General features: G+C 40.4%; 19 protein-coding genes and 1 tRNA gene. 18 read left to right on the top strand and 2 right to left on the bottom strand.

All coding sequences use genetic code 11. The features are described 5' to 3' along the window. Window positions 1-9: 9 nt before the first annotated feature. Genes selD through BQ5364_RS13815 form a run of 6 tightly spaced genes read left to right on the top strand, consistent with a single transcriptional unit; the run spans window position 10 to window position 6,698 of the window. Window positions 10-1,050, top strand: a complete 1,041-nt coding sequence (gene selD / locus BQ5364_RS13840) for a selenide, water dikinase SelD (protein ID WP_083382863.1) — start codon at window positions 10-12, stop codon at window positions 1,048-1,050. Between the two features lie 13 nt (window positions 1,051-1,063). Continuing rightward, window positions 1,064-2,467 carry an L-seryl-tRNA(Sec) selenium transferase gene (gene selA, locus BQ5364_RS13835; RefSeq protein ID WP_004613584.1) on the top strand — a complete coding sequence of 468 codons (1,404 nt, stop codon included), beginning with the start codon at window positions 1,064-1,066 and terminating at the stop codon, window positions 2,465-2,467. A 2-nt stretch (window positions 2,468-2,469) separates the two neighbouring features. Next, window positions 2,470-4,386: a selenocysteine-specific translation elongation factor gene (selB, locus tag BQ5364_RS13830; protein WP_071144479.1), complete on the top strand. Its 1,917-nt coding sequence runs from the start codon at window positions 2,470-2,472 to the stop codon at window positions 4,384-4,386. Next, the gene (locus tag BQ5364_RS13825; RefSeq protein ID WP_004613587.1) at window positions 4,383-5,315 is read left to right on the top strand and encodes a selenium metabolism-associated LysR family transcriptional regulator; all 933 of its coding nucleotides are present in this window, start codon (window positions 4,383-4,385) and stop codon (window positions 5,313-5,315) included. The genes selB and BQ5364_RS13825 overlap by 4 nt, the downstream gene beginning before the upstream one ends. Window positions 5,316-5,317: 2 nt before the next feature. Beyond that, window positions 5,318-6,457 carry an aminotransferase class V-fold PLP-dependent enzyme gene (locus tag BQ5364_RS13820; RefSeq protein WP_044987652.1) on the top strand — a complete coding sequence of 380 codons (1,140 nt, stop codon included), beginning with the start codon at window positions 5,318-5,320 and terminating at the stop codon, window positions 6,455-6,457. A gap of 4 nt (window positions 6,458-6,461) precedes the next feature. Continuing rightward, window positions 6,462-6,698, top strand: a complete 237-nt coding sequence (locus tag BQ5364_RS13815; protein ID WP_004613590.1) for a putative Se/S carrier protein — start codon at window positions 6,462-6,464, stop codon at window positions 6,696-6,698. Window positions 6,699-6,728: 30 nt separating this feature from the next. On the opposite strand, the gene BQ5364_RS13810 is transcribed toward BQ5364_RS13815, so the two are convergent. Continuing rightward, window positions 6,729-7,325: a TetR/AcrR family transcriptional regulator gene (locus BQ5364_RS13810; RefSeq protein ID WP_004613591.1), complete on the bottom strand. Its 597-nt coding sequence runs from the start codon at window positions 7,323-7,325 to the stop codon at window positions 6,729-6,731. Window positions 7,326-7,446: 121 nt separating this feature from the next. Continuing rightward, on the bottom strand, window positions 7,447-8,481 hold the full coding sequence (locus tag BQ5364_RS13805) for a proline racemase family protein (protein WP_071144478.1): 1,035 nt from the start codon (window positions 8,479-8,481) through the stop codon (window positions 7,447-7,449). A gap of 385 nt (window positions 8,482-8,866) precedes the next feature. Between BQ5364_RS13805 and BQ5364_RS13800 the strand changes: the two genes are divergently transcribed. The 12 genes from BQ5364_RS13800 to BQ5364_RS13740 all read left to right on the top strand — a co-directional run bounded on the left by BQ5364_RS13800 (window position 8,867) and on the right by BQ5364_RS13740 (window position 26,365). After that, window positions 8,867-8,964 (top strand) — tRNA-Sec (locus tag BQ5364_RS13800). A 126-nt stretch (window positions 8,965-9,090) separates the two neighbouring features. Next, window positions 9,091-10,413: a proline reductase-associated electron transfer protein PrdC gene (gene prdC / locus BQ5364_RS13795; RefSeq protein ID WP_318253558.1), complete on the top strand. Its 1,323-nt coding sequence runs from the start codon at window positions 9,091-9,093 to the stop codon at window positions 10,411-10,413. A gap of 149 nt (window positions 10,414-10,562) precedes the next feature. Next, complete coding sequence (prdA, locus tag BQ5364_RS13790; RefSeq protein ID WP_022251020.1) at window positions 10,563-12,413, top strand: D-proline reductase (dithiol) proprotein PrdA; 1,851 nt, start codon at window positions 10,563-10,565, stop codon at window positions 12,411-12,413. Between the two features lie 17 nt (window positions 12,414-12,430). Beyond that, window positions 12,431-12,718, top strand: a complete 288-nt coding sequence (locus BQ5364_RS13785) for a CBO2463/CBO2479 domain-containing protein (RefSeq protein ID WP_004615227.1) — start codon at window positions 12,431-12,433, stop codon at window positions 12,716-12,718. Window positions 12,719-12,721: 3 nt separating this feature from the next. Further along, window positions 12,722-13,447, top strand: coding sequence for a D-proline reductase (dithiol) protein PrdB (gene prdB, locus BQ5364_RS17515; RefSeq protein WP_083382861.1), 726 nt, complete (start codon window positions 12,722-12,724; stop codon window positions 13,445-13,447). Between the two features lie 126 nt (window positions 13,448-13,573). After that, window positions 13,574-14,341 carry a proline reductase cluster protein PrdD gene (gene prdD / locus BQ5364_RS13770; RefSeq protein ID WP_071144477.1) on the top strand — a complete coding sequence of 256 codons (768 nt, stop codon included), beginning with the start codon at window positions 13,574-13,576 and terminating at the stop codon, window positions 14,339-14,341. Window positions 14,342-14,353: 12 nt separating this feature from the next. Continuing rightward, window positions 14,354-14,830, top strand: coding sequence for a glycine/sarcosine/betaine reductase component B subunit (locus tag BQ5364_RS13765; protein WP_071144476.1), 477 nt, complete (start codon window positions 14,354-14,356; stop codon window positions 14,828-14,830). Between the two features lie 7 nt (window positions 14,831-14,837). Next, on the top strand, window positions 14,838-15,488 hold the full coding sequence (locus tag BQ5364_RS13760; protein WP_071144475.1) for a YcxB family protein: 651 nt from the start codon (window positions 14,838-14,840) through the stop codon (window positions 15,486-15,488). Window positions 15,489-15,650: 162 nt separating this feature from the next. Beyond that, the gene (locus BQ5364_RS13755) at window positions 15,651-19,991 is read left to right on the top strand and encodes an alpha-L-fucosidase (RefSeq protein WP_083382859.1); all 4,341 of its coding nucleotides are present in this window, start codon (window positions 15,651-15,653) and stop codon (window positions 19,989-19,991) included. A 253-nt stretch (window positions 19,992-20,244) separates the two neighbouring features. Further along, on the top strand, window positions 20,245-24,000 hold the full coding sequence (locus BQ5364_RS13750) for an alpha-L-fucosidase (RefSeq protein ID WP_071144474.1): 3,756 nt from the start codon (window positions 20,245-20,247) through the stop codon (window positions 23,998-24,000). Between the two features lie 80 nt (window positions 24,001-24,080). Beyond that, entirely contained in the window at window positions 24,081-25,364 is a 1,284-nt protein-coding gene (locus BQ5364_RS13745) for an L-cysteine desulfidase family protein (RefSeq protein WP_071144473.1), read from the top strand. 5 nt (window positions 25,365-25,369) lie between these two features. Beyond that, the gene (locus BQ5364_RS13740; RefSeq protein WP_044988346.1) at window positions 25,370-26,365 is read left to right on the top strand and encodes an aldo/keto reductase; all 996 of its coding nucleotides are present in this window, start codon (window positions 25,370-25,372) and stop codon (window positions 26,363-26,365) included. Window position 26,366: the final 1 nt, after the last annotated feature.

The following is a 26,366-nucleotide window of genomic DNA, read 5'->3' as shown; positions in this document are numbered from 1 at the left end:
ATACGATATATGAGGTATGATGTGAAACTGACACAGATGACAAAGACGGCGGGGTGAGCAGCAAAGATAGGTCCTGAGACCCTTGCCCAGGTTCTGGGTAAGTTGCCAAAATTCCAAGACGATAATTTGATCGTGGGAATCGAAACATCAGACGATGCTGCGATTTATAAAGTGACAGATGAGATTGCAATGATCCAGACGGTTGACTTCTTCACTCCGATTGTCGATGATCCGTATACGTTTGGTCAGATTGCAGCAGCAAATTCATTAAGTGATGTATATGCGATGGGAGGGGAACCGAAGATTGCATTGAACATTGTGGGATTCCCGAATTGTCTCGACCCTGAGATACTGGGGGAGATTCTCGCAGGAGGCGCGGATAAAGTAAAAGAAGCCGGTGCTGTTCTTGTGGGGGGACATTCGGTGCAGGATGATGAACCGAAATACGGATTGTGCGTATCTGGGTTTGTGCATCCAGATAAGATTTTTAAGAATTATGGAAGCAGACCGGGAGATGTACTGATCCTGACAAAGCAGATTGGAAGTGGTATTGTCAACACTGCAATCAAGGCAGAGATGGCATCTGAAGCAGCGATCAAAGAGGCGATTACAGTTATGTCATCTCTCAATAAGAAAGGGAAAGAAGTCGTTGAGCATTATCCGGTGACAGCGTGTACGGATATTACAGGCTTTGGTTTGCTTGGACATTGTGTGGAGATGGCATCTGCAAGTGATGTGACATTTGAACTTCAGGTAAAAGATATTGCATATTTGGAGGAAGCTGTTTCCTATGCAAAGATGGGACTGGTTCCTGCAGGGGCATATAAGAATCGGGAATATTCCGCAGAGATGGTCGATATGGAACATGTAGAAGAACACTATATTGATCTTCTGTATGATCCGCAGACCTCGGGAGGACTTCTGATCAGTGTGTCACCGGAATATGTAGATGATATTATGAAAGCGTTTGAAGAAAAAAATATGGACACAAAGGTGTCGATTATAGGGAAAGTAGTAGAAAAAGGCGATAAATTGATTCGCTTATATTAGGAGAACAAGTGAGATGGATAAGAATCTTTTATACCGCAGCATACCAAAAGTGGACGTGTTGCTCGAAGATGAGAAAATAAAGCAAATGATAGAAGTTTACGGAAGGGATATTGTGATAGATGCCATTCGAGTGGAGATGGACAGACTCCGTAAGTTTATTGAAAAATGTGATTCAGAAGAGGAAGCACGAGAACAGGTTCAAAATTTGATAGAGCAGATCAGGCTGCAGGCAGAGAAAATTTTTAATCCAAATATGAAAAAAATCATCAATGCGACAGGAACGATTCTGCACACGAATTTGGGACGTGCACCGATCAGTTTAAAGCATATGAAACATATTTCTGATATTGCGACAGGATACTCAAATCTCGAATATAATCTGGAAGCGGGAAGACGTGGAGAGCGGTATTCACATTTTGAAGAGCTGCTATGCAAGGTAACCGGTGCGGAGGCGGCGATTGCGGTCAATAATAATGCCGCTGCAGTGATGCTTATTTTAAGTACGATGGCAAAAGGCGGAGAGGTGATTGTCTCAAGAGGAGAGCTTGTTGAAATCGGTGGAAAATTCCGGGTTCCGGATGTGATGGAGCAAAGCGGTGCGACACTTGTAGAAGTTGGAACAACTAATAAGACCCATTTCGCTGATTATGAAAATGCGATTACGGAGGAGACGACAGCACTTTTGAAAGTACACACAAGTAATTACCGAATCGTGGGATTTACCGAGTCGGTTGGAATTGATGAACTGGTTCCACTGGGGGAAAAGCATGACCTTCCGGTGATTGAAGATCTTGGAAGCGGTGTTCTGATTGATTTGAGTAAATACGGCATCACCTACGAACCGACCGTTCAGGATTCTATTCGAAATGGCGCCGATGTCGTGTGCTTCAGTGGAGACAAGCTTTTAGGCGGACCACAGGCAGGCATCATTGTCGGAAAGAAAAAATATATTGACAGGATGAAACAAAATCAATTGATGCGTGCGCTGCGAATTGACAAATTTACGGCATCTGCGTTGGAAGTCGTTTTGAAAGAATATTTGTCCGAAGAAAGAGCGGTACAAAATATACCGGTTCTTCAGATGATGACGAAACCATTTGAAGAGGTGAAAAAAGAGGCGCAGCGTCTGAGACGTCTGCTGAATACTCTTTCTTTACATGCGGAGATTGAACTGGAGGAGTGTCATTCACAAATCGGAGGAGGATCCCTGCCGCTTGAACGAATTCCGAGCATGGCAGTGACGATCAAGCCGCTTGGAATGTCGACAGTGGAGTTGGAAGAATACATGCGTTTTCTTCCTGTGCCGATTATCCCGAGAACGATGAATGACAAAATTTTCTTAGATGTCAGAACAATTGGGATCCAGAATTTTGCATATTTTAAACAGTTACAGAAAATAGAAAGGCTTACGACCTGATTATGAAAAATATTATTATTGGAACAGCCGGTCATATTGACCACGGTAAAACAACTTTGATAAAAGCGCTCACCGGTCGAAATACAGACCGGTGGGAAGAGGAACAAAGAAGAGGGATCACGATCGATTTGGGATTCACATATTTTGATTTGAAAAACGGAGATCGTGTCGGAATTATCGATGTTCCTGGACATGAGCGGTTTATCAACAACATGGTTGCGGGAGTTGTCGGTATGGATCTTGTCATGCTTGTTGTTGCTGCAGATGAGGGAATCATGCCACAGACACGTGAACACATGGACATTTTAGGAGAGCTTGGAATCGAAAAGAGTATTCTTGTGTTGAATAAGTGTGATCTGGTCGAAGAAGATTGGCTGGAGCTTGTCAAAGAAGAGATTAAAGAAGAATTGGAAGGCACATTCCTTGAACAGGCGCCGATCGTGGAAGTGTCGGCAGCGACCGGACAGGGGATACCAGAGCTTATAGAGGTTATCGAGCGACTGACTGCGGAAGAAGTGGTAGAAAAAGATGTGAATACGATTCCGCGGCTGCCGATTGACCGTGTATTCAGCCTGTCAGGATTTGGAACGATCATTACCGGGACATTGCTTGCGGGAACGATTTCAAAAGAGGATAATCTGCAGGTATATCCGATTGGAAAAGAATGTAAGATACGAAATATTCAAGTGCATGGGCAGGATGTAGAGAAATGCTATGCGGGACAGCGTGTTGCAATCAATCTGTCGAATGTGAAAAAAAGTGAACTTCGGAGAGGGTGTGTACTTGCGCCGCCAAACAACATGAAAAATACGATGCTTTTAGACGTGAAACTAAATGTGCTGCCGTCATCTATGCGTGTGTTGACGAACCATACAAGACTGCATTTGTTTACCGGTACAAGCGAGATTCTCTGCCGAGCGGTGCTGCTTGACAAAGAAGAGATTGGACCGGGAGAGAGTGGATTTGTACAGCTTCGACTGGAAGAGGAGATTGCACTTCGCAGAGGGGACAAGTTTGTAGTGCGTTTTTATTCTCCGATGGAGACCATCGGGGGCGGAATTGTTTTAGAACCAAATCCGAAGAAAAAGAAACGATTTGACAAAGATGCGATTGAGGAATTGCAGAGAAAAGAATCCGGATCTTCGGAAGATGTCATTGAACTGCACGTAAAGTCACATGAGGAGACGATGATTACTGTGACAGAGCTTGCGAAACTGACGGCGCTTTCGATGGAAGAGGTGACGGAAGATGTACAGTCTTTGGAACAGCAGGGCATTGTGAAAGTATTTCGTATGAAGAAGGATACATATGTGTGGCATACGATACATGAACAGAATATGCGTCACCGGCTGACGGAAGCGCTTTGCGGTTATCATGAAAAATATCCGTATCGGTATGGAATGAAAAAAGCAGAGATCCATATGACTTATATGAAAAAGGTAAAATTAAACGTATTTGATTTGTATGTGGAGATGCTGTCAGAGGAAGGTGCTTTAAAACGTCATCAGGAATTTTTGCAGCTCCCGGAATTTGAAGTGCGAAAAGATGCGGTTTATGAAAAGGTATTGAAGACGGTTCAGAAACAATTTGAAAAGGTACAGTTTGATTTTCAAAGATTTTCAGAGATTTCTTTTGGGAATATAAAACGGGAAGAAGTAGAAGATATCATGCTGTTACTGATTGATGAGGATATTGTGGTGAAGATCACGGAGGATATTTACACCTTGAAAAGCATTATTGAGAAAGCGAAAGAAGTCATTCAGAACCGACTGAAAGAGAATCCGTTGATTACGATTGCAGAGGTTCGGGATCTCCTTGGGACAAGCAGAAAAAGTGCAAAACCAATCTTGGAATATATGGATAGTATCAAAGTGACAAAGAAGAATGGAACAGAGAGTGAAAGGGTAGCTTACGTATGAATTTAAAACAATTGGAGGCTTTTGTACATGTTGCGGAGGGGGAAAGCTTCTCAAAAGCGGCAAAGGAGCTGTTCTTGACACAGCCAACTGTCAGCGCTCACATAGCCGGTCTGGAGAAAGAATTGAATGCCAGATTGTTTGTAAGAAATACAAAAGAAGTAAAATTATCAGAAGAGGGAAAACTATTGTATGATTCTGCAAAACAGATTGTTGCGCTGCAGAAAAAAATTGAAAAGACATTTTTGGAGAATGAAAAGAAAGAAGAACACTGTATTACGATTGCGGCGTCTACGATACCGGCACAATATCTGCTTCCGGAGATTCTTGTGAAATTCAATGAGAAATATCCGAATGAGCAGTTCAAGGTCATTGAGACAGACAGCGCCAAAGTGGTGGAGGAAGTACTGAATCATACAGTGGATATCGGCTTTACAGGGACGGTCATAGATAAGAAACATTGCAAATATGTTCCGTTTTATCAGGATGAGTTGATCATCATCGCTCCGAACAATGAGAAATTCCGGAAATTGCAGGAGACGTCCAGTGATACTAGATGGATTTTGCAGGAGCCGCTGATTATGAGAGAAGAGGGTTCTGGCACGCGAAAAGAAGCGGAAAAGCAATTGAAGAAAAGTGGAGTTGAGATTGGCAGACTCAACATTGTGGCGAGCATGGAGAATCAGGAAGCGATCAAAAAATCAGTGAGTAATGGAATGGGAGTGTCGATCATTTCCAGACTTGCGGCGGAAGAAGAAATTGCAGAAGGAGCAATTTTGGGATTTCCACTTACAAAAGAAGATGGAAAGAGAGATATCAACGTTGTGTATAACAGGAGTTTTCAGTTGTCTCATTTGTCGGAAAAATTTGTAAAGACCGTAAAAGAGATTTACAGGCAGAAGGCACAGTGTTTGCAGAAAGTGGGGGAATGAGAATGATCTATATGGATAACGCCGCAACGACAATGCGAAAACCAAAAGAAGTTGCTGAGGCAGTCATGCATGCAATGAATTCAATGGGGAATGCAGGGAGAGGTGCGAATGAAGCGTCTTTGAGCGCTGCGAGAGTAATCTATGATACAAGAGAATTACTCGCAGATTTCTTTGACGCGGAAAATCCAAAACAGATTGTGTTTACAAGTAATTCTACAGAATCACTCAATATTGCGATCAAAGGGATTTTGAATCCGAAGGATCATGCGATCACGACAATGCTGGAACATAATTCCGTCTTGCGTCCGTTGTATGAGATGGAAGAGCGTGGAGTCGAATTGAGCATTGTGAAAAGCGACCGTAAAGGAAATATTTCTTATGAAGAGATAGAACACGAGATCCGTCAGAACACGAAAGCTATTATCTGTACACATGGATCGAATCTTACAGGAAATATGATAGATATCAAGAGAGTCGGAGAGATTGCGAAAAAGCATGGGCTTCTTTTTGTTGTGGACGCTTCTCAGACAGCGGGAGTATACCCGATCGATGTGCAGGAGATGCATATTGATATCTTGTGCTTTACCGGGCATAAAAGTCTTCTTGGACCGCAGGGAACCGGAGGGATGTATGTAAGAGAAGGCGTGAAAGTACGACCTTTGAAAACCGGCGGAAGCGGTGTGCAGACGTATAATAAAAAGCATCCGGCTGAGATGCCGACAGCGTTGGAAGCAGGAACGTTGAACGGACATGGAATTGCAGGTCTGCATGCATCACTTTCTTATCTGAAAACAGAAGGGATTGAAAAGATTCGTAAGCGGGAACTGGAACATATGTGGAAGTTTTATCGTGGCGTGAAAAATATTCCTGGAGTGAAGGTGTACGGTGATTTTGATACAGAAAATCGTTGTCCGATTGTGACGCTGAATATTGGAGAATATGATTCTTCGGAAGTGAGTGACGAACTGCTTGTGACGTATGGAATCAGCACAAGACCTGGGGCGCATTGTGCGCCACTGATGCATGAGGCGTTAGGAACGGTAGAACAAGGTGCAGTCAGATTCAGTTTTTCCCATTATAATACAGAGGAAGAAGTGGAAACTGCAATCAGGGCGATAGAAGAATTGGCAGAGGAAGAATAGATTTATGAGAAAAAAAGAGTTAAAATTAATCGTGACATTTCATACAACCGCAGATGCGATGGCGATGGAAAAATGCTGTAAAGAGCATCAGGTTCCGGGAAGATTGATTCCGGTTCCGCGGGAAATCTCAGCTGGGTGCGGACTTTCCTGGTGCGCGGATCTAAAAGAGCGCGAAAAGGTGCAGGAGATAATGAAAAGAGTTGGAATTGAAGAAGAAGAGATACACGAATGTATGGTGTAAAAGAAAGAATAGATTGTGCTTGTGCACAATCTATTCTTGTTCAAACCCGATTTTAAAGCGTTCTAAAACTGGCTGGAGCAGTTTCTGGCTGTATTCGGACAGTGAATACTTTCCTTTGCAAAGAACCCAGTCATAAATCAATGCCCGCTCAAACATAGCGTAAATCTTTACCAGTTCGCTTGTAGTGCTTGTAGAGGCAAACTCTCCTTTTTGAATCCCATCTTCTATAATCTCTGTAATCCATGTGTAATAGAATCGTTTTTTATCGAGCAGCGATTTTTTGTCTTTGGTGACCAGCTGCGAGGAGTAGAGTGATGCCAACAAATGGATATCTACACTCGTCTCTATCATATAAAATAATTCTTGATTTAAAAACATCAGTTTATCATAAGAGGGAAGATTGGGGTCTATTACTCCGGCTAATTCTTCATATTTAGAATCAAATAGATTAGACAAAGAACTTAAAAGAGCATCTTTTCCTTTGAAATAGTGATAGAAAGTTCCCTTTGAAGTCTTGGATGCAGCAATGATGTCATCTACAGTAGTGGCATCGTATCCGTTTTTGTAAAATAGATTCCATGCGGCTTTGACGATGCGGCTTTTTGTAGATTGGCGTTTTCTTGGCATGTAATTTCACTTCCTTCTTAAAAATTAATATTGTTTCAAAATGACAAAATAAAAGCGGATTGAGATAATCCGCTTTTATCATTCTTATAAATTATAACAGAATTATTTTGTGCTGTCTAGACTAGCCTACCTGAAAACCATATTTCAATGGGTCTGTTCCGTCAATGAGATATGTTCCAACACCTGTCAAGTAGCAGCTTCCTGTAATCATTGGGATGACAGCATCAAAATCTGCAACTTTTGTAGTCTCTTTGATCACACCTTTGAAAGTTGTTCCGATAAAGCTTTCGTAGATAAATTCTTCGCCTACTTTGATCTCTCCCCAGTGATGAAGTGTAGCAAGTTTTGCACTTGTACCTGTTCCGCATGGAGAACGGTCAGCCATAGCATCTCCGAATACAACAACGTTTCTCATAGTTGCTTTGTCAGGATTTGGAGTTGGTCCGTAGAATTCTACAAGATCAACTGTATCAATGTCAAGCAATGGATGTTTTACCGGAATCTCTTTGTTAATGATTTCCATCATCTTCATTCCTAATTTGGTGTACTCAGGAACTGTCTTTGGATTGATCTCTCCGATGTTTAATTTTGTTGTGTCGACTAATGCAAAGAAGCTTCCACCGAAAGAAATTGTAAATGGAATTTCCTGTCCGTCAACTGTAACAGAAAGGTTTTCTTTGTAAACAAATGCAGGAACGTTTGTTAATGTGACATTTTCTACCTTACCGTCTTTTACGATTGCTGTTGTGCGGATAAGTCCTGCAGGAGCATCCAATACAACAGAGTTCTCTCCTTCGTGAGATTCTACTAAACCAGCTTCGATGGCTACAGTGACAGCACCGATTGTACAGTGTCCGCACATGTTTAAGTATCCGCCTGTATCCATGAACATTACACCGAAGTCTGCTTCTTTGTTCACTGGCTCGCAAAGGAAAGCACCGAACATATCATGATGTCCTCTTGGCTCGAACATCAATGCTGTACGAACGTGATCGTAGTTGTGTTCCATCCATTTTTTCTTTTCGATCATTGTGTTTCCTTCAGGTTCCGGGAAGCCGCCGATTACGACTCTACAAAATTCTCCCACAGTATGAGCGTCTACTACTTGAAGTTGTGCTTCAAAACGATCAAAATCTACGTTGGCTTGTAATTTCATAATATACAACCTTCTTTCTTTTTATTTTTGTTTAATGCTTGCTCTGAATACACATACTAGTCATATCTCTAATTGGTCTCCGATTGAGCAGTCTGTGACTGTGCTTACATTCAATTATAGAAAATAACTATAAATTGTCATCTGGCAAAGAGTGCCTGATCGGATTTTTTGAATCATAACATCTCTAAAATAAGGTAAGAAATGATAAAAAACTAACGATTAGACTATATTCTAGTATCTAGTTCAGTTTATATACACTATTATGTCCCAAAAGGCTTGAAAAGTCAATGAAATTTTGCTAAAATAAATTTAATAAAAAATGTCTAAAAAGTGTTGAAAACTGCGGAAAATTGTGATAAAGTTAGTGAGCAACGAAATATGATATGGGGGTAGTTGGGTGACTGGTGTGCCTCCTGGTCTTCAAAACCAGTGTGGGGCGTTAAGAGCGTCCCGGGTGGGTTCGATTCCCACATGCCTCCGCCAAAAAAGTGTTAAAAAAAAGACCAACAGAAAAAGAGGTCTGATATATAGAAAAAACCTATAACAATAAATAAGTGAGCAGAGGGTACTCGGCTTTTACTTATATAAAAATAAAATATAAAGGAGAAGATTGTCATGGGAAATTTACAGATTCTACTAAGACAACATGTAGGTGCACCTTGTGAAGCGATTGTAAAAGCCGGCGACAGAGTGGAAAAAGGAACTCTGATTGCAACACCAACAGGGCTTGGCGCTAATATTTTTTCCAGTGCATACGGTGAAGTTGTTGAAGTGACGGAAGACAGAATCATTATTAAACCGGACGAGGAACAGAAAGATGAATTCGTACCAATTGAAGAAGGAAGCAAGCTTGATATGGTGAAAGCTGCCGGAGTAGTTGGTATGGGTGGTGCCGGATTCCCAACAGGAGTAAAACTTGGCACAGACCTTGAAGGTGGATATATTTTGATTAATGCAGCAGAGTGTGAACCGGGACTTCGTCACAACATTCAGCAGATTGAAGAAGAATGTGACAAAGTAATCCGCGGTGTGAAATACAGTATGGAGATTTCGAATGCTGCGAAAGCAATTTTTGCAATTAAAAAGAAAAATACAAAAGCAGTTCAGACATTGAAAGAAGCTTTGAAGGATGAACCTGCAATTTCTATTCATTTACTGCCGGACATTTATCCGATGGGCGAAGAAAGAGCAGTTGTAAGAGAGTGTCTTGGAATCGAACTTGATCCGACACAGCTTCCTTCAGCAGCAAAATCTATCGTTATCAATGTGGAAACACTCGCAAGAGTTGCAGAAGCAATTGATGAAAGAAAGCCTTGCTTCAGTAAGAATCTTACAGTAATCGGTAAGCTTAACGGTGGAAATCAGCCACATGTATTTATGGACGTTCCGGTAGGAACATCTGTGGAAGAGCTTATTGAAAGAGCCGGCGGTATTGATGGAGTATATGGTGAGATCATCATGGGCGGACCGTTTACAGGAAAAGCAACTACATTTGATGCGCCGATTACAAAGACAACAGGTGGAATTATCGTGACAATGGAATTCCCTGATCTTCACGGAGCAACAATCGGACTTCTTGTCTGTGCGTGCGGTGGAGACGAAGCGCGTATGCGTGATATTGCAGAAAAGATGAATGCAAAAGTTGTTTCTGTGGCAAGATGCAAACAGGCGGCAGAGATGAAGAACGGCGCTTTGAAATGTGAAAGACCGGGAAATTGTCCTGGACAAGTTAAAAACAGCATGCAGTTTAAGAAAGATAAATGTGAATATATAGTAATTGGTAACTGCTCTGACTGTTCCAATACAGTTATGGGATCTGCGCCGAAGATGGGCTTGAAAGTATTCCATCAGACAGATCACGTGATGAGAACAATTGGACATCCGCTTTACAGATACTTAAGAGTGTCTAAAAAAGTAGAACAAGATATTTAGATAACGGTATAACTATCACCAGCCGAATCACGTGGAAAACCCCCGATTTTCCAGAACTTAGATGAATCATCTTTGCGGAGACGGAAGAGTGATTGGGATATATACACTGGGGAAACCCGAGGACAAACAAAATAAGGAGGTAAGAAATTATGTCAATTACAGCCGAAACATGTAAAGAACATGCAAAGGATCCTGCAGTATTATGCTGTAGAGCAGAAGCAGGTATTACAATTGGCCCAGAAAACTTAGAAGATCCAACAATTTTTGATGATTTGGTGGATTCAGGGCTATTAAATTTAGATGGTTGCTTAACTATCGAACAGATCTTAGGTGCAAAACTTACAAAAACTTGTGATTCTCTTACACCGGTTACAGCTGATGTTATCGATGCTGTGCAGGTAGAGGCAGCACCAGCAGAGGAAGTTGTGGAAGAAACAGCAGCTCCAGTAGCAGCAGTTCCAGCAACAGCTACAACAACAGTATCAGGTGGAACATTAAAGATTCATATTGGAGAAGGTAAAGATATCGATATCGAGTTACCAATGGGAATCGGTACAGGTGCAGCTCAGGCAGTAGAAGTACCAGCAGAAGCTGTAGCAGCAGTTGAAGCAGCTCCGGCAGCAGCAAACAATGAAGAAGTAAAAGTTGTTAGAACACTTACAAGAAAACACTTCAACATCACAGAAGTTAAGAGAGGACCAGAGACAAAGATCGAGGGAACAACTCTTTACATCCGTGAAGGAATTGAAGAAGAAGCAGTAGCTTCACAGGAACTTGTTAACAGCTTAAAGATTGATATTATTACACCAGAACAGTACCACACATATTCAGAAACAATCATGGATGTTCAGCCAATCGCTACAAAAGACGGCGATGATGAAATCGGTTCAGGTGCTACAAGAGTGCTTGACGGCGTTGTTATGATGGTAACAGGTACAGATGCAAATGGTGTTCAGATTGGTGAGTTTGGTTCTTCAGAAGGATACTTAGACGAAAACATTATGTGGGGACGTCCGGGTGCACCTGAAAAAGGTGAAATCTTCATTAAAACTGAAGTGGTTATCAAAGAAGGAACAAACATGGAAAGACCAGGTCCGTTAGCTGCTCATACAGCAACAGATGTGATCACTCAGGAAATCAGAGAAGCATTGAAGAAACTTGATGAATCTCTTATCGTAGATACAGAAGAATTCCAGCAAGTAAGAAGACCAGGAAAGAAAAAAGTTGTTATCGTAAAAGAAATCATGGGACAAGGTGCTATGCACGACAACTTAATCCTGCCGGTTGAGCCAGTTGGTATTCTTGGCGGAAAACCAAACGTTGACTTAGGAAACGTTCCGGTTATGGTATCTCCATTGGAAGTATTAGACGGATGTATCCATGCATTAACATGTATCGGACCAGCTTCTAAAGAAATGTCAAGACATTACTGGAGAGAGCCACTTGTTCTTGAAGTACTTCATGATGAAGAAGTTGACCTTTGTGGAGTTATCTTTGTTGGTTCTCCTCAGATCAATGCAGAAAAATTCTATGTATCAAAACGTGTTGGTATGATGGTAGAAGCATTAGACGTAGATGGAGCTTTCGTTACAACAGAAGGTTTCGGAAACAACCACATTGACTTTGCAAGCCACCATGAACAAATCGGTATGAGAGGCGTTCCTGTAGTTGGTATGTCATTCTGTGCAGTTCAGGGAGCACTTGTTGTTGGTAACAAATACATGACTCACATGGTAGATAACAACAAATCTGAATCAGGTATCGAAAACGAAGTTCTTGCATGTAACACACTTTGCCATGAAGATGCTATCAGAGCTCTTGCAATGTTAAAAGATGCTATGGCTGGAACAGAAGTTAAGAAAGCTGAAAAGAAATGGAATCCAAACGTAAAATCTACAAACGTAGAATTAATCTCTAACGTAACTGGAAAACCAATCGAGTTAGTTGCTAATGAACAGTCATTACCAATGAGTGAAAAGAGAAAAGAAAAATACGACTAAAAGCTAGGTGACGAATTATGAAATATGGCGATAAGATAATTAAGATGGAAGGCGTAATTGTGGAAGTTCATGACGGCTGTGTTGCAATAGACTTAAAAGGTCGTCTTGGATACTTGAAGATTCCGATGAGAATGCTGATTACGGACTATCCGCTTGTGGTAGGACAGGAAGTTGCATGGAACATGAGTTTTATAGAGCAGCTTGGTCCGGAAGCCAATGATAAATATGTCAGTAACCTAGATGTCTACAATAGGCGCCAGGAAGAAATGCGTGCCAAAAATGAAGAGAATAACAAGGAGGTATAAGAAATGAGTTTAACAACTGTTAAAGGAATGCAATCAGAAATTTTCGTTCCGATTACTCCGCCGATGGTATGGACTCCTGTAACAAAAGAGTTAAAAGACATGACAATTGCTCTTGCTACAGCAGCTGGTGTACACCACAAAGAAGACAAGAGATTTAACCTTGCAGGTGACTTTACTTGGAGAAAAATTACTGACCAGATGAAATCAAGTGAATTAATGGTTTCTCATGGTGGATATGACAATGGTGATGTTAATAAAGACATCAACTGTATGTTCCCAATTGATAGAATTCACGAATTAGCAAAAGAAGGATTTATCAAAGCTTGTGCACCTGTACACGCAGGTTTCATGGGTGGTGGTGGAAACCAGGAGAAATTTAAACATGAGACTGGTCCGGCTATTGCTCAGATGTTCAAAGAAGAGGGCGTAGATGCAGTTGTCCTCACCGCTGGCTGAGGTACTTGCCACCGCTCTGCAGTATTGGTGCAGAGAGCGATTGAAGAAGCTGGAATTCCTACAATTATTATTGCAGCTCTTCCACCAGTTGTACGTCAAACTGGTACACCACGTGCGGTAGCTCCGTTGGTACCTATGGGTGCTAATGCTGGTGCTCCTAACAATGTGGAACAACAGACAGCTATTGTAAAAGCAACATTAGAACAATTAGTAGAAATCCAGACACCTGGAAAGATTGTTCCATTGCCATTTGAATATGTAGCCAAAGTTTAATTTATTAGTAGATGAAGGGCGGATGTTTTTACATCTGTCCTTTTTCTAAACAGAGAGTAAAACAGTTGGAAAAAGAAAGATAGTACGGTATAATGGTACTAGATAACTGACTGGGAGGTGTGAAAGATGGCAGAGAAAGAAAAGGATTTACGTCGTTTGGTAATTAAAGCATACCACATGAATGAAGTGGATTGGGGAGAGCATAATCATATTACAACAGATGGTAAAATGACTGTCAGCAAAGAAATGATAGAAGAGCTAGTTGGGTCAGAGCCATTGATTGAAAAAATTGATATCCAGATTATTAAACCGGGAGAACATGATCGTTGGACGAATACGATGATGGATATTATACCGATTTCTACAAAAGTGCTTGGAAAGATTGGCGAAGGAATTACCCATACGATTACAGGAGTTTATGTCATTTTAACTGGTGTGGATGTTAACGGGAAACAGACACATGAATTTGGTTCTTCTGAAGGTAATCTGAAAGATATGTTGTATTTGAATCGAGCGGGGACACCTGGAGATGAGGATGTGATTATATCGTTTGATGTAACGCTGGCTGCGGGAATGGGGCAGGAAAGACCAGGACCGACAGCTGCACATAGAGCATGTGACAAATTTATTCAGAGTTATCGGGATCAACTAAAAAAATTTAAGGGGAATTTGTGTACGGAACGTCATGAATATCATGATATCGTAAGACCTGGTAAAAAACGAGTGCTTATTATTAAGCAGGTGGCCGGACAAGGCGCAATGTATGATACACATTTATTTGCAAAAGAGCCTTCAGGTGTAGAAGGTGGTAAATCAATTATAGATATGGGTAATATGCCGGTGATTTTGACACCGAATGAATATCGAGATGGTATTATCCGATCTATGCAGTAGGAGGTGTGCACTATGGGAATTGGTCCTTCGACAAAAGAAACATCATTGCATCATTTTAGAGATCCGTTGTTAGATGTTGTTTCAAAAGATACAGATGTAGATTTAATGGGAGTAATGTTGGTTGGTTCGCCAGATGGAAATGAAGATAAAATGCTTGTCGGAACGAGAGCAGCTGTATGGGCAGAGTGTATGAGAGCTGACGGTGTAATTCTTTCCTGTGATGGTTGGGGAAACAGTCATGTAGATTATACAAATACAATGGAACAGATTGGGTCAAGAGGAATTCCAGTTACAGGGATTACATTTAATGGTACAGTAGCACAATTTGTAGTTGTAAATGATTATTTAGATGGAGTTGTTGATATGAATAAAAGTGCGAGTGGTGAGGAGACGAATGTTGTAGGTGAGAATAATATGACAGAACGTGATTGTAAACTAGCACTTGCAAAATTAAAATTAAAGATACGTCAAAAAGAGCAGAAAGAATAGATAAGAGATGTCAATAAGATATAGAGTAAAAACGAAACATACAAAAGAACTTTTAAAAGATTTTGTAAAATTTTCTTTTCGTGTAAATCATCCAAAGGCTACGGCGCGTCTGGGAATCATCGGAGTAGGGTTTTTGATTATTGGAACTGGTATGAAACAAGGTTCATTGGCAATGTGGCTGTGTTTGGTGTTTGGAGCTGTGTTCTGTGTGCTTGCTTGTACAAGGGATCGCATCGGTGTTATGCAATTAAAGAAAAATGATAAAATTTATCAAAATGACTGGGAAGTAGATACTAGTTTTTTTGATGGAGAGATCAGAATCAAAAATAGTGGAGATTCAAAAGGGTTTTCGAAAAGTTATAAAGAAGTTGCTGCTTTGTATATGGATGAGAAAAATTATTATATTGGAATAGAGGGGGATGATTTGTATCCGCTTCCAAGAAAAAGTTTTGTGGAAGGCAAGCAAGAAGAATTTGAGAAATTTATCAAAGAAAAAACAGGAAAGAAAATGATGTATGTTCCGTTTAAAATGAAAAATAAATTTGCAATCATAAGAGAAAATATGAAGGCAAAAGAAAAGGAACACGATTTAAAACTAGAGAAAAAGAAAAAAGGGAGCATCGGCTCTGTGGATGAAAATTCATCTACGGAGCGATAGCTCCTTTTTATTTTATGAAAAATGCTGAAAAAATGAGAGGAAAACAGTGCATAAAGCATAAAAAAATATTTAAAAATTCCAAAAGGTTGTTTGTTGTATACAAATGTGTTATGATATAGAAATGTTATATACAATTTTCTAAAAAGGAAAAGGAGAAAGATTATGAAAAGGAAAAAAATACTTAGTTTTTTACTTGCTGGTGCAATGCTTGGACAGACATTTCCGCTTGGAACAATGATTGTTTCGGCAGAAGAAAAAACAATGGTAGGAGAGGAGCAATTAACGGATAAAAAAACAGCGGCTCCGGAAAAAGACAAAGCGGTTCCGAATAAAAATCAATATAAGTATCAAAAGGATGAATTGGCAGCGTTTTGTCATTTTGGTCCAAACACTTTCACAGGAAAAGAGTGGGGAGATAATTATGGGAATACAGATCCAAATCAACTTTTTACTCTGAAAGAAAATTTTGATGCGGAGACATTAGTTAAAACAATTAAAGATGCGGGCTTTAAAAAGTTAATTATTACAGCAAAACATCATGATGGTTTCTGTCTATGGAACAGTGATTATACTACATATGATGTAGGATCGACAGACTATGCTAAGAAAAATTATGATGGCATGGGAGGTGATATTCTTGCTGAAATTTCCAAAGCCTGCTCTGATGCGGATTTAGATATGGGACTTTATCTTTCGCCGTGGGATATTCATGAACCATCTTATGGAAACAATTCTCCTGGAGATTACAATGAATTTTATAACAACCAGTTGAAAGAAATTTTGAGTAATGATAAGTACGGAAATAAAGGAAAATTTGTAGAAATTTGGATGGATGGAGCAAAAGGTGGAGGAGCAGACCCGCAGGATTATAATATTAAACAGTGGTATGATACAATTCAAGAATATGAAGGGCAAGATGGGGAATGTATGATTTTTGGTGCAGGTCCATATGCAACAGTTCGTTGGATTGGAAATGAAGATGGTGCGGCGGCAGATGAGACATGGTCAAAATCTATATTGACAGAGGATAATAAGATTAAAAATGATCCTAGCCAAAAAGCGGATGATTTTAAAGGTGACCCGACAGACCATTATTCCAATGGATATGCGGAAGGAAACAAATGGACTGTTCCGGAAGTAGATGCTCGTATTACATCTGGTTGGTTCTGGGGCAATGGAAAACATTTGCCGAAGAGCATGGAGCAGTTGTCGAATATGTACTTTAATTCTGTTGGTCATAATGCACCGCTTCTTTTGAATATTCCACCGAACAATAAGGGAACGGTAGATGATGCAATTCTTAATCGAGTGAAAGAATTTGGAAGTGCAGTAAAAGAAACATTTTCTACAAATCTTGCAAAAGGAGAAAAAGTAACCTGCACAGCAAGCGAAGTGCGTGGAAATGATAAAGCATATTCGCCAAATAAAGTTTTGGATGGCAATCAAGAGACATATTGGACGACAGATGATAAAACGGCAGCAACAGAGGCAACGTTAGAAGTGAATTTAGGCGAAACAAAGCAGTTTGATGTTGTATCAATTGAAGAGGCGATTCAATTTGGCCAAAGAATTAGTGAATTTAAAGTGGAGTATAAAAATGGGTCAGAAGGATGGAAGCTCTTTGACAAAGGAAAGACGGTTGGAGCTAAAAGACTTTGTAGAAAGAACCCAGTAAAAGCAGATAAGATTCGGATTACAGTTAAGACTTCTGAAAAAGCAGAGCATAAAGCGCCAATCATCAGCGAAGTTGGTGTATACCGTGCGGCGGCAGATTTTGCACTTGGAAATGGAATCCCGGAAGGTCTTGGTGTTATAGAGGATACAGATAGCAAATTTGAATTTAAAGGAAGTTGGGGCAATGATTCTGGAGATGCATACACAGGAGGAACAGGACGCTGGGCAAATCCTGGATCGGGAGTGGAAGCAACCGTTAAATTCAAGGGAACAAAAATATGGCTTCTTGGAACAATAGATCCAAATCATGGTACAGCGGATGTCTATATCGATAATCAATTGGTGAAAACTATTGATACTCACGGTGATACAAGAAAGTTACAGCAAAGAATTTTTGAATCAGACACGCTGTCAGATGGGGAGCATACATTGAGAATTGTTCCGAAAAATAAGGCAACAGGACTTGATGCAGCTCTTGTATTAGACAATGAAGGAAAAGGAATGTTTGATTTGTCAGCAACTTCGTTTGAAGTGAATGAAGAGTCTATGGCAGAATTCACGGTGAAGCGTCTTGGTGGCTCTAAAGGAACAGCAACTGTAAATTATGCAGTGAATCCAGGAAGTGCAATTCAAGATCACTTTAATGCAGATGCAAAGGGAACGCTTACTTTTGCGGAGGGTGAGACAGAAAAGAAATTTGAAGTTCAGATTAAGACGGTAAATGTAGATAATTTGGCGTTTACAGTAGAATTAAACAGTCCATCTCAAGGATGTATTACAGGATTTAATACACCGGCAAGAGTAGTGATTCGTGATGGGAAAACAGAAGATAAAGGCAATTATGACGAGAATAACAGATTCCAGTTCCCAAGTAAGAAAGATGCATCAGCAACTTTAGAAGCAGAATTGATGCAGCTCACAAACAATACTGAGGGAGATAATAATTGGCCGTTGCAAGTAACAGAAGAACAGACAGCTAGCAATGGTAAGTTCTTGAATTGTTTGAATTCTAACGATCAGGCTAAATTATACTATAACGCACCAAAAGCTGGAACTTATACAGTGACAGTACGTTATAGAAGTGGTGATGAACAGAATGGATTCAAATGGACAGAAGAAAATGGTAAAGTGGAAGCTGGGAATGTTACTGCAGGTGCAAGCGATCAGGCGGCTGCTTATCATGAGAAGACATTTGAAATGAAAGTGCTTACACCTGGAGAAGGTGTGTTGACTTTCGTAGGGGCAGAAGGACATAATGCACCACAGCTTGACAAGTTTGACATTGTAGCAAAAGAAGTACAGACAGTTGAGTATAATGTGACAAAAACAGCAGGAACAAATGGTTCTATCACAGGACCAGATAAAGTAGAAGCTGGAATGGATGCAACATTTACAATTACGCCAAATGAAGGCTATCGTGTTGCGGATGTAAAAGTGAATGGAGTTTCAGTGGGAGCTGTTACAACTTATACAGTGAAAAATGTAGCGGCAGATGTGAAGATTGAAGCTACATTTGTGGCAGAAGACTTCAAATATACAGAAAAGAATCCGTTTGAGTTCCCGACAAAGAAAGATGAAGTGAAGACGTTAGAGGCGGAGCATGCGACAGAATTAGTGAATAGTACGGATGCAGATTCAGATCCTAGTTGGCCACTTGAAATTGCAAAAGAAACTTGGGCAAGCAATGGTAAATATGTAAATTGTCTAGCTTATAAAGACTATATTAAATATGCTTACACAGCAAAAGCAGGTAAGTATGAAGTGAAATTAACTTATAGAAGTGGTTCGGATACAAATAAACTTGCGTGGGCAGAAAAAGATGGAAATGTTGTAGCAGGACAAACAGCTGTAGCTAATACAAACGTAAATGATTCATTGCAAGTAAAAACAACAACGTTTGAACTGGATGTGAAAAAAGATGGAGCGGGAATGCTTTCTTTCACAGCACCAGATACAGGGAAAGGACCACAGATTGATAAATTTGAGATTAAACGAATCAGTGAAACAGAGCCAGCGCCAGAAAAAGTAGATAAGTCACAGTTAAATGCGGTTATTAAAGATGCAGAAGGAAAAGACTTAGGAAACTATGAGGATGGAGCAGAAAAAGAAGCATTTAAGAAAGCATTAGAATCTGCAAAAGCAGTTGCAGGAAATGAAAAAGCAACACAGCAGGAAGTAAATGATGCAAAGGCGACACTTCAGACAGCGATGGACAAACTGGTAGAAAAGAAACCGGTAGAACCAGAAAAAGTAGATAAGTCACAATTAAATGCAGTTATTAAAGATGCAGAAGGAAAAGACTTAGGAAACTATGAGGATGGAGCAGAAAAAGAAGCATTTAAGAAAGCATTAGAATCTGCAAAAGCAGTTGCAGGAAATGAAAAAGCAACACAGCAGGAAGTAAATGATGCAAAGGCAGCACTTCAGACAGCGATGGATAAACTGGTAGAAAAGAAACCGGTAGAACCAGAAAAAGTAGATAAATCTGCCTTGCAAACATACTATGATAAGTGTGTGGAATCTTATAAAGAAGCTAAATATACAAAAGACAGTTGGAAAGAATATGCAGAAGCTTTAAACACTGCCAAAGCTGTATTGGCAAAAGAAGATGCAACACAGAAAGAAATACAACAAGCAAAAGCAGATTTGGAAAAGGCAGTCCAGAATTTGAAGAAGGTGGTAGTGGATAAGAAACCAGTTACACAAAATGGAACAACAACACAAAGTAAAGTTCCGACAACTGGAGATCCGGCATCAATCATGCTCTGGTTGGCAACAGCGGCATCTTCATTAGCTGTTTTAGGAAAAAGGAAAAATAAAGAAGATTAAAATACTTCTGTGAAAGAAGAGTGATATAGGCGGAGAGAAGAGCTTGTATCGCTCTTCTTTTTTTGGAAGAGCGGAGAAAAAATTGTGCAAAACAAACAAAAATATTGTTTAAAAACATATAAAGAAACGATTTTATAATACAAAACGATGAAAAAGTATATAAAAATCAAAGATATTGCAACAAATATTGTATTAGTGATAAAATAAGAAGCATATTGATATTAAAATTTCTGAAAAAAGAAAGGGGAACGTTATGAAAAAGAAAAAAATAGTTAGTCTTTTGATGGCAGCGCTTATGATAGGACAATTTTTACCATCGGAAACAATGACGGCGTTTGCGGGAGAAAGTGCGTTAGTGGGAAAAGAACAGTTAGCAGATCGTCATACAGTGGCGCCGAAAAAAGATAGTGTAGTGCCGAATGCAAATCAGTATGAGTATCAGAAACAAGAATTGGCGGCATTTTGCCATTTTGGTCCGAATACCTTCAATGAAATTGAGTGGGGGGAAAAATATGGAGACAAAAAGCCGGATGAGATTTTTAAATTAGAAGAAGATTTTGATGCAGATACGTTTGTAGAAGCAATCAAAGAAGCAGGATTTGAAAAATTGATTGTTACAGCAAAACATCACGATGGTTTCTGTATTTGGAATAGTAAACATACAGAGTATGATGTGGAGTCCACAAGTTATGCATCAAAGAATTATAATGGCTTAGGTGGAGATGTGTTGGCTGAGATTTCAGCGGCATGTACGAAGTATGATGTCGATATGGGACTGTATTTATCGCCTTGGGATATTCATGATGACAGTTACGGCTATAAAGATAAAGATGGAAAAGCGTTAGTTCGTCTTGTAAATGGAAAAAGTGAACCGATTGAAGGGTTAACTTGGGCTGATGTAAAAGAACGGGATGCAAAAGATTATAATGAATATTATAACAATCAGCTGGAAGAAATCTTGGGCAATCAAAAATATGGAAATAATGGACATTTTAAAGAAGTGTGGATGGACGGTGCAAAAGGAAGCGGAGCCGGATATCAGGAGTATGAATTTCAAAAATGGTTCGCTACCATTCAGAAACATGAAGGAAAAGAAGCAGGATTTGATTCAGACTGTATGCTGTTTGGGGCGGAAGCTTACACAACAGTAAGATGGATTGGAAATGAGCTCGGATATGCGAACGAAGAGACATGGTCAAAATCAAAAGTAAATTATGATAATAATACAATTGACAGTAAAAAAGTAGGCGCCTACACAGTTGGTTACGAAGACGGAAACCAGTGGACGGTTCCGGAAAGTGATGCGCGTATTACTTCCGGCTGGTTCTGGGGAACAACGAAGAATACGCCAAAGAGTGTGGAGGATCTTGCGGGAATGTATTTCAATTCTGTTGGACATAACTCGCCGCTGCTTTTGAATATTCCTCCAAATACACAGGGAAAGATTGATGAGGCAATCTTACAGAGAGTGAAAGAATTTGGACAGAACATCAAAGAAACGTTCAAATCTAACTTAGCAGCACATGGAACTGCAAAAGCAACAGAAGTGCGTGGTAATGATGTGGCTTATTCACCGGAAAATGTATTAGATGGAAAAGATGATACATATTGGACTGTGAACGATAATACGACAACAGGTCAGCTAGTAGTAGATCTTGGCGGAACGAAATCATTTGATGTTGTATCGATTGAAGAGGCGATTCAGTTCGGCCAGCGTATTAAACAGTTCAAAGTAGAGTATAGTAATGAAGGAAGTGACTGGAAAGTATTTGATCAGGGAACAACAATCGGTGCAAAGAGACTTTGCAGAGAAGGCGTTGTAAAAGCAGATAAAATTCGTATTACAGTTACAACGAGTAAAGAAGTGCCGATGATTTCGGAAGTAGGAGTATACAAAGCGACTTCTGATTTTGAGTCACCATCAGCAGCTCCGGAAGGAATGCAGGTCATTGATGAAAGAGATGAAGCATTTACATTCAGTAATGGGTGGACAAAGGAAGATGGAAGTCAATATTTGAATGGCACAAATGTGTGGGCAAAAAAAGGTGCTTCTTTTGAAATGAAATTTAAAGGATCAAAAGTATATCTTATCGGTACATTAGATTCCGGACATGGAAAGGCAACTGTGACAGTAGACGGAAAAGCAGTGGAGATTAATACGAATGCATCTAAGAGAGCGGTTGGTCAGATTATTTTCACGTCTGATGATTTGGAGGACGGAGAACATACATTGAAACTGGAAGTTACCAACAATGACAACAAAGCAATTGGTATAGAAGGTGCATATGTAATTAATAATGGCGGTCTTGGAATGGTAGGAATCGAGAAAGCAGAGTACACGATGAAAGAAGATTCTGAGATGAAGATGAAATTAGTTCGTGTCGGCGGAAGCAAGGGAGAGGCAACTGTGACAGTAGCGCCTAATCCGGGAACTGCAATTCAAGATGATTTTGATACAGAAGGAACAGCAACGGTAACATTTGCAGATGGAGAGAAAGAAAAAGACGTTGTTGTGATTACGAGACGGAATACAAAAGATACCGGAGACCAGTACTTTACAGAAGAATTATCTACAAAGAATGAAGGTCTGATTCTTGGATTTACATCGAAAGCAAAGATTACGATTTTAGATCAGGAAAGACAGCCGGAAGATGTGACAGCAGAAAAACTTCCAAAAGATGTATACAAGACAGTGACGGCGACATCGGAAGAAAAAACAGCAGAGCATAAACAGGGCATTGAGAATGCGTTTGATGAAAATCTTGACACATTTTGGCATGCACAGTGGGGGGATGCTGGAAAACTGAAAAATCATCCAAACGGAATCAGTGTTGAGATGACGCTGAAAGAAGCAAAAGAGATTGCAAAATTGACATATATTCCAAAAGCGGGAGATACTGGTACAGTTGGAAATTATATTATTGAGGCGGCAACAGGAACAGATGACGCCGGAAAGACTGTTTGGAAAGAGGTCTGCAGTGGAACATTTAAAAACCAAGGCAATTCAACAGCGGCTCAGGATGCTGTGTTCAAAGAAGTGATTAAGACAGATAAGATTCGTTTGACTGCAAAGACAATGGCAGGAGGAGAACATCCTACGGCGAGAGAGATTGCACTTTATGAAAAAGCAGAGCCGATTATGATTACAGTGACAACAAAAGCTGGAGAAAACGGTATGATTACACCGGTAACGGGCAAACTAGATGAAAATGGCACGATGAAAGTGCAGGCAGGGAAATTGAAAACATTTGCGATAAAAGCAAATGCAGGTTATTCTATCAAAGATGTGCTTGTAAACGGAAAATCAGTTGGCGCGGTAAGTCGTTATACAGTAGAATCTGATACAGATGTTACAATTGAAGCAGTATTCAAAGCATGCGAACATGAGAAAACAGAAATTCAAGGTGCAAAAGAACCAACTTGTACGGAAGATGGAGCTACAGGAAAAGTAGTATGCTTACAGTGTGGTGTAACAGTGAAAGAAAGCACAGTGATTCCGGCTTTGGGACATAAGTTTGGTCAGTGGGAAGTAGTGAAAGAGGCGACAGACAAAGAAGAAGGTTTAGAAAGAAGAGCTTGTGTTGCCTGTGGTTTTGAGGAAGAAAGAACAGTTGCCAAATTACCGACAGCAGTTGATAAATCGAAACTGCAAAAATACTACGATGAATGTATTGGATATTACAAACAGGAAGGTTATACAAAGGAGGGTTGGACGGTTTACGAAGGAGCACTTAAAAATGCAAAAGCAATGCTGGATAAAGAAAGTGCAACTCAAGAAGAAGTAGATGCTGCAATTCATCAATTGGCAGATGCGGCGGATAAACTTGTTGAGAAAACAAGTGTGACACCAAAACCTGAAAATAATAATACCAGTGGTGGTAATAACAGCAATACAAGCAGTGGAAACAAACCGGTTACGGGAGATTCCGCAACTCCGATTGTGTTACTTGCAGCAGTATTGGCATCTGTATTTGCAGTTATTCGTCAAATGAAAAAGAAAATAAGATAATTCAAAAAAAGGGAGGTGCAAACCTCCCTTTTGTAGTATGATAAGAGAAAGCATATATGTATATTTAAGGAGGGAGTCTTGTGGAAGAACTTACAAGGCTGATTCGGTCAGATATGAGACCCGCACTCGGAGTGACAGAACCGGGGGCGATTGCATTTGCAGCTGCGAAGGCGAGAAGTTATACAAGCGGCGAAGTTATATCTGTCACGGTGAAGTTGAATAGCGGCATGTATAAGAATGCATTTACATGTGGAATTCCAAACAGTAGAGAAGTTGGGAGCGAGTTTGCAGCGGCACTCGGAGCAATTGCTGGAAATGAAGAATTGGGATTGGAATCGCTTTCAGATGTAAAGCAAAAGGACGCAGAAAGAGCAGAAAAACTTGTGAAACAGGGAAAAGTGCAGGTTATACTTCAGGATATTTCTAGTAGAATATTTATAGAAGTGGAAGTAAAGACAAAGCTTGATCAGGCAGTTGTGACAATTGAAGATACACACACGAATATTACTGGAATTGTAGTAAATGGAGAAGTGCGTTTTGCTAACTCAAAAGAGAAAACAAAAGGTGGAGAGGCAGAAGAAAAACCGCAAATTCACAGGTATACATTTCGGCAGCTATGCGAGTATGCAGATATTGCAGATGTGTCGGAACTGGAATTTATATGGGAGGCATATCGTGTGAATTTGGAGCTGTTTGAAGCGGGGATGACCAGTGAAAGAACGACATTTGCAAAATCTTTGTTAAGAAAAAATGGAGGAATGGTTTTTTCTGGAGAGGAAAAAAAGACAGCGTCACTTCTTTGTAATGCGGCGATTGAGGCGAGAGTGATTGGTTTGGATAAACCGGCGATGAGTATTACAGGGTCGGGAGCGCATGGAATTATTGCGACGATGCCGCTGTATGCAGCCTATAAAGTAAATGGATATTCAAAAGAACAGCTTCTGCGGGCGACCGCATTGAGTTATTTGATCTGTATGTATATCAAAGAATATTCCGGAAAACTGTCTGCATTTTGTGGCTGTGCCATTGCGGCGGGGACCGGAATGGCTTGCGCACTTGTGTATCTGCGTGGAGGAACCGTAGAGATGATGGAACATACGATTAATAATATGGCAGGAAGTATTACGGGAATGATCTGCGATGGCGGAAATCAAGGGTGCACGATGAAAGGGATTGCGGCTGTAGATGCGGCATATCAATCGGCGGAGCTTGCGATGGACGGCGTCTATATTGACGATGTGCATGGAATTATCGGAAATACACCAGAGGAGACAATGCGGAATATGGGAGAGATTGCCTCGCCGGGAATGATAGGAACTGAGAAAACAATTTTGGACATTTTACAGAGAAAGGGAAACAGGTGATTCAGATGTATCAGGCAGAGAAAAACAGATATGAAACGATGAATTATAATCGATGTGGTAAGAGTGGGTTGAAACTTCCAGAGGTTTCGCTCGGTCTGTGGCATAATTTTGGAGATACCGGAAATTTTGAAACGATGAAACAGATGTGTTTTACGGCATTTGACAACGGAATCACACATTTTGATCTGGCAAACAATTACGGACCGGAACCGGGAAGTGCAGAGAAAAATTTCGGGCGTATTTTGAAGAAGGAGATGAAAGCGCATCGAGATGAAATGATCATCAGCACGAAGGCAGGGTATTTGATGTGGGACGGGCCTTATGGCGACTTTGGAAGCCGCAAATATATGCTGGCAAGTCTGGATCAGAGCCTAAAGAGAATGGGGCTTGAGTATGTCGATATTTTTTACCATCACCGTATGGATCCTGAGACGCCGCTTGAAGAGTCGATGGGAGCGCTTGACACCGCTGTTAAGAGTGGAAAAGCTTTGTATGCGGGAATATCTAATTACGATGGGGAGACGATGAAAAAGGCATGTGCGATTTTGAAAGATTTGAATTGTCCGTTTGTAATTAATCAAAACAGATACTCTATTTTTGACCGTACGATTGAGGAAAATGGATTGAAAGCGGCAGCGCGAGAAGAGGGAAAAGGAATCATCGCATTTAGCCCGCTGGCACAGGGAATGCTGACAGACCGCTATCTGAATGGGATTCCACAGGACAGCAGAATCCGTACCGATGGAAGATTTTTACAGGAGAAGACAGTGCAAGCGAAGATGCAGAAAATTCAGCAATTGAATGAAATTGCAAAAGAGCGCGGAGAAAGTCTTGCACAGATGGCGCTGAAATGGGTGCGAAAAGATGAGGATGTGACAAGTGTTCTGATTGGTGCATCGAAACCAGAACAGATTTTGGAGAATTTAAAAGTGCTTGAAAGTGCAGCGTTTACGAAGGAAGAGTTAGAAAAAATAGATGAGATTGTATTGAAGGAGAATTAGT

Source organism: Coprococcus phoceensis, from assembly GCF_900104635.1.
GTDB classification, from domain to species: domain Bacteria; phylum Bacillota; class Clostridia; order Lachnospirales; family Lachnospiraceae; genus Faecalimonas; species Faecalimonas phoceensis.
The sequence above is the reverse complement of the archived record's forward strand: the minus strand, read 5'-3'. Positions and strand labels throughout refer to the sequence as shown.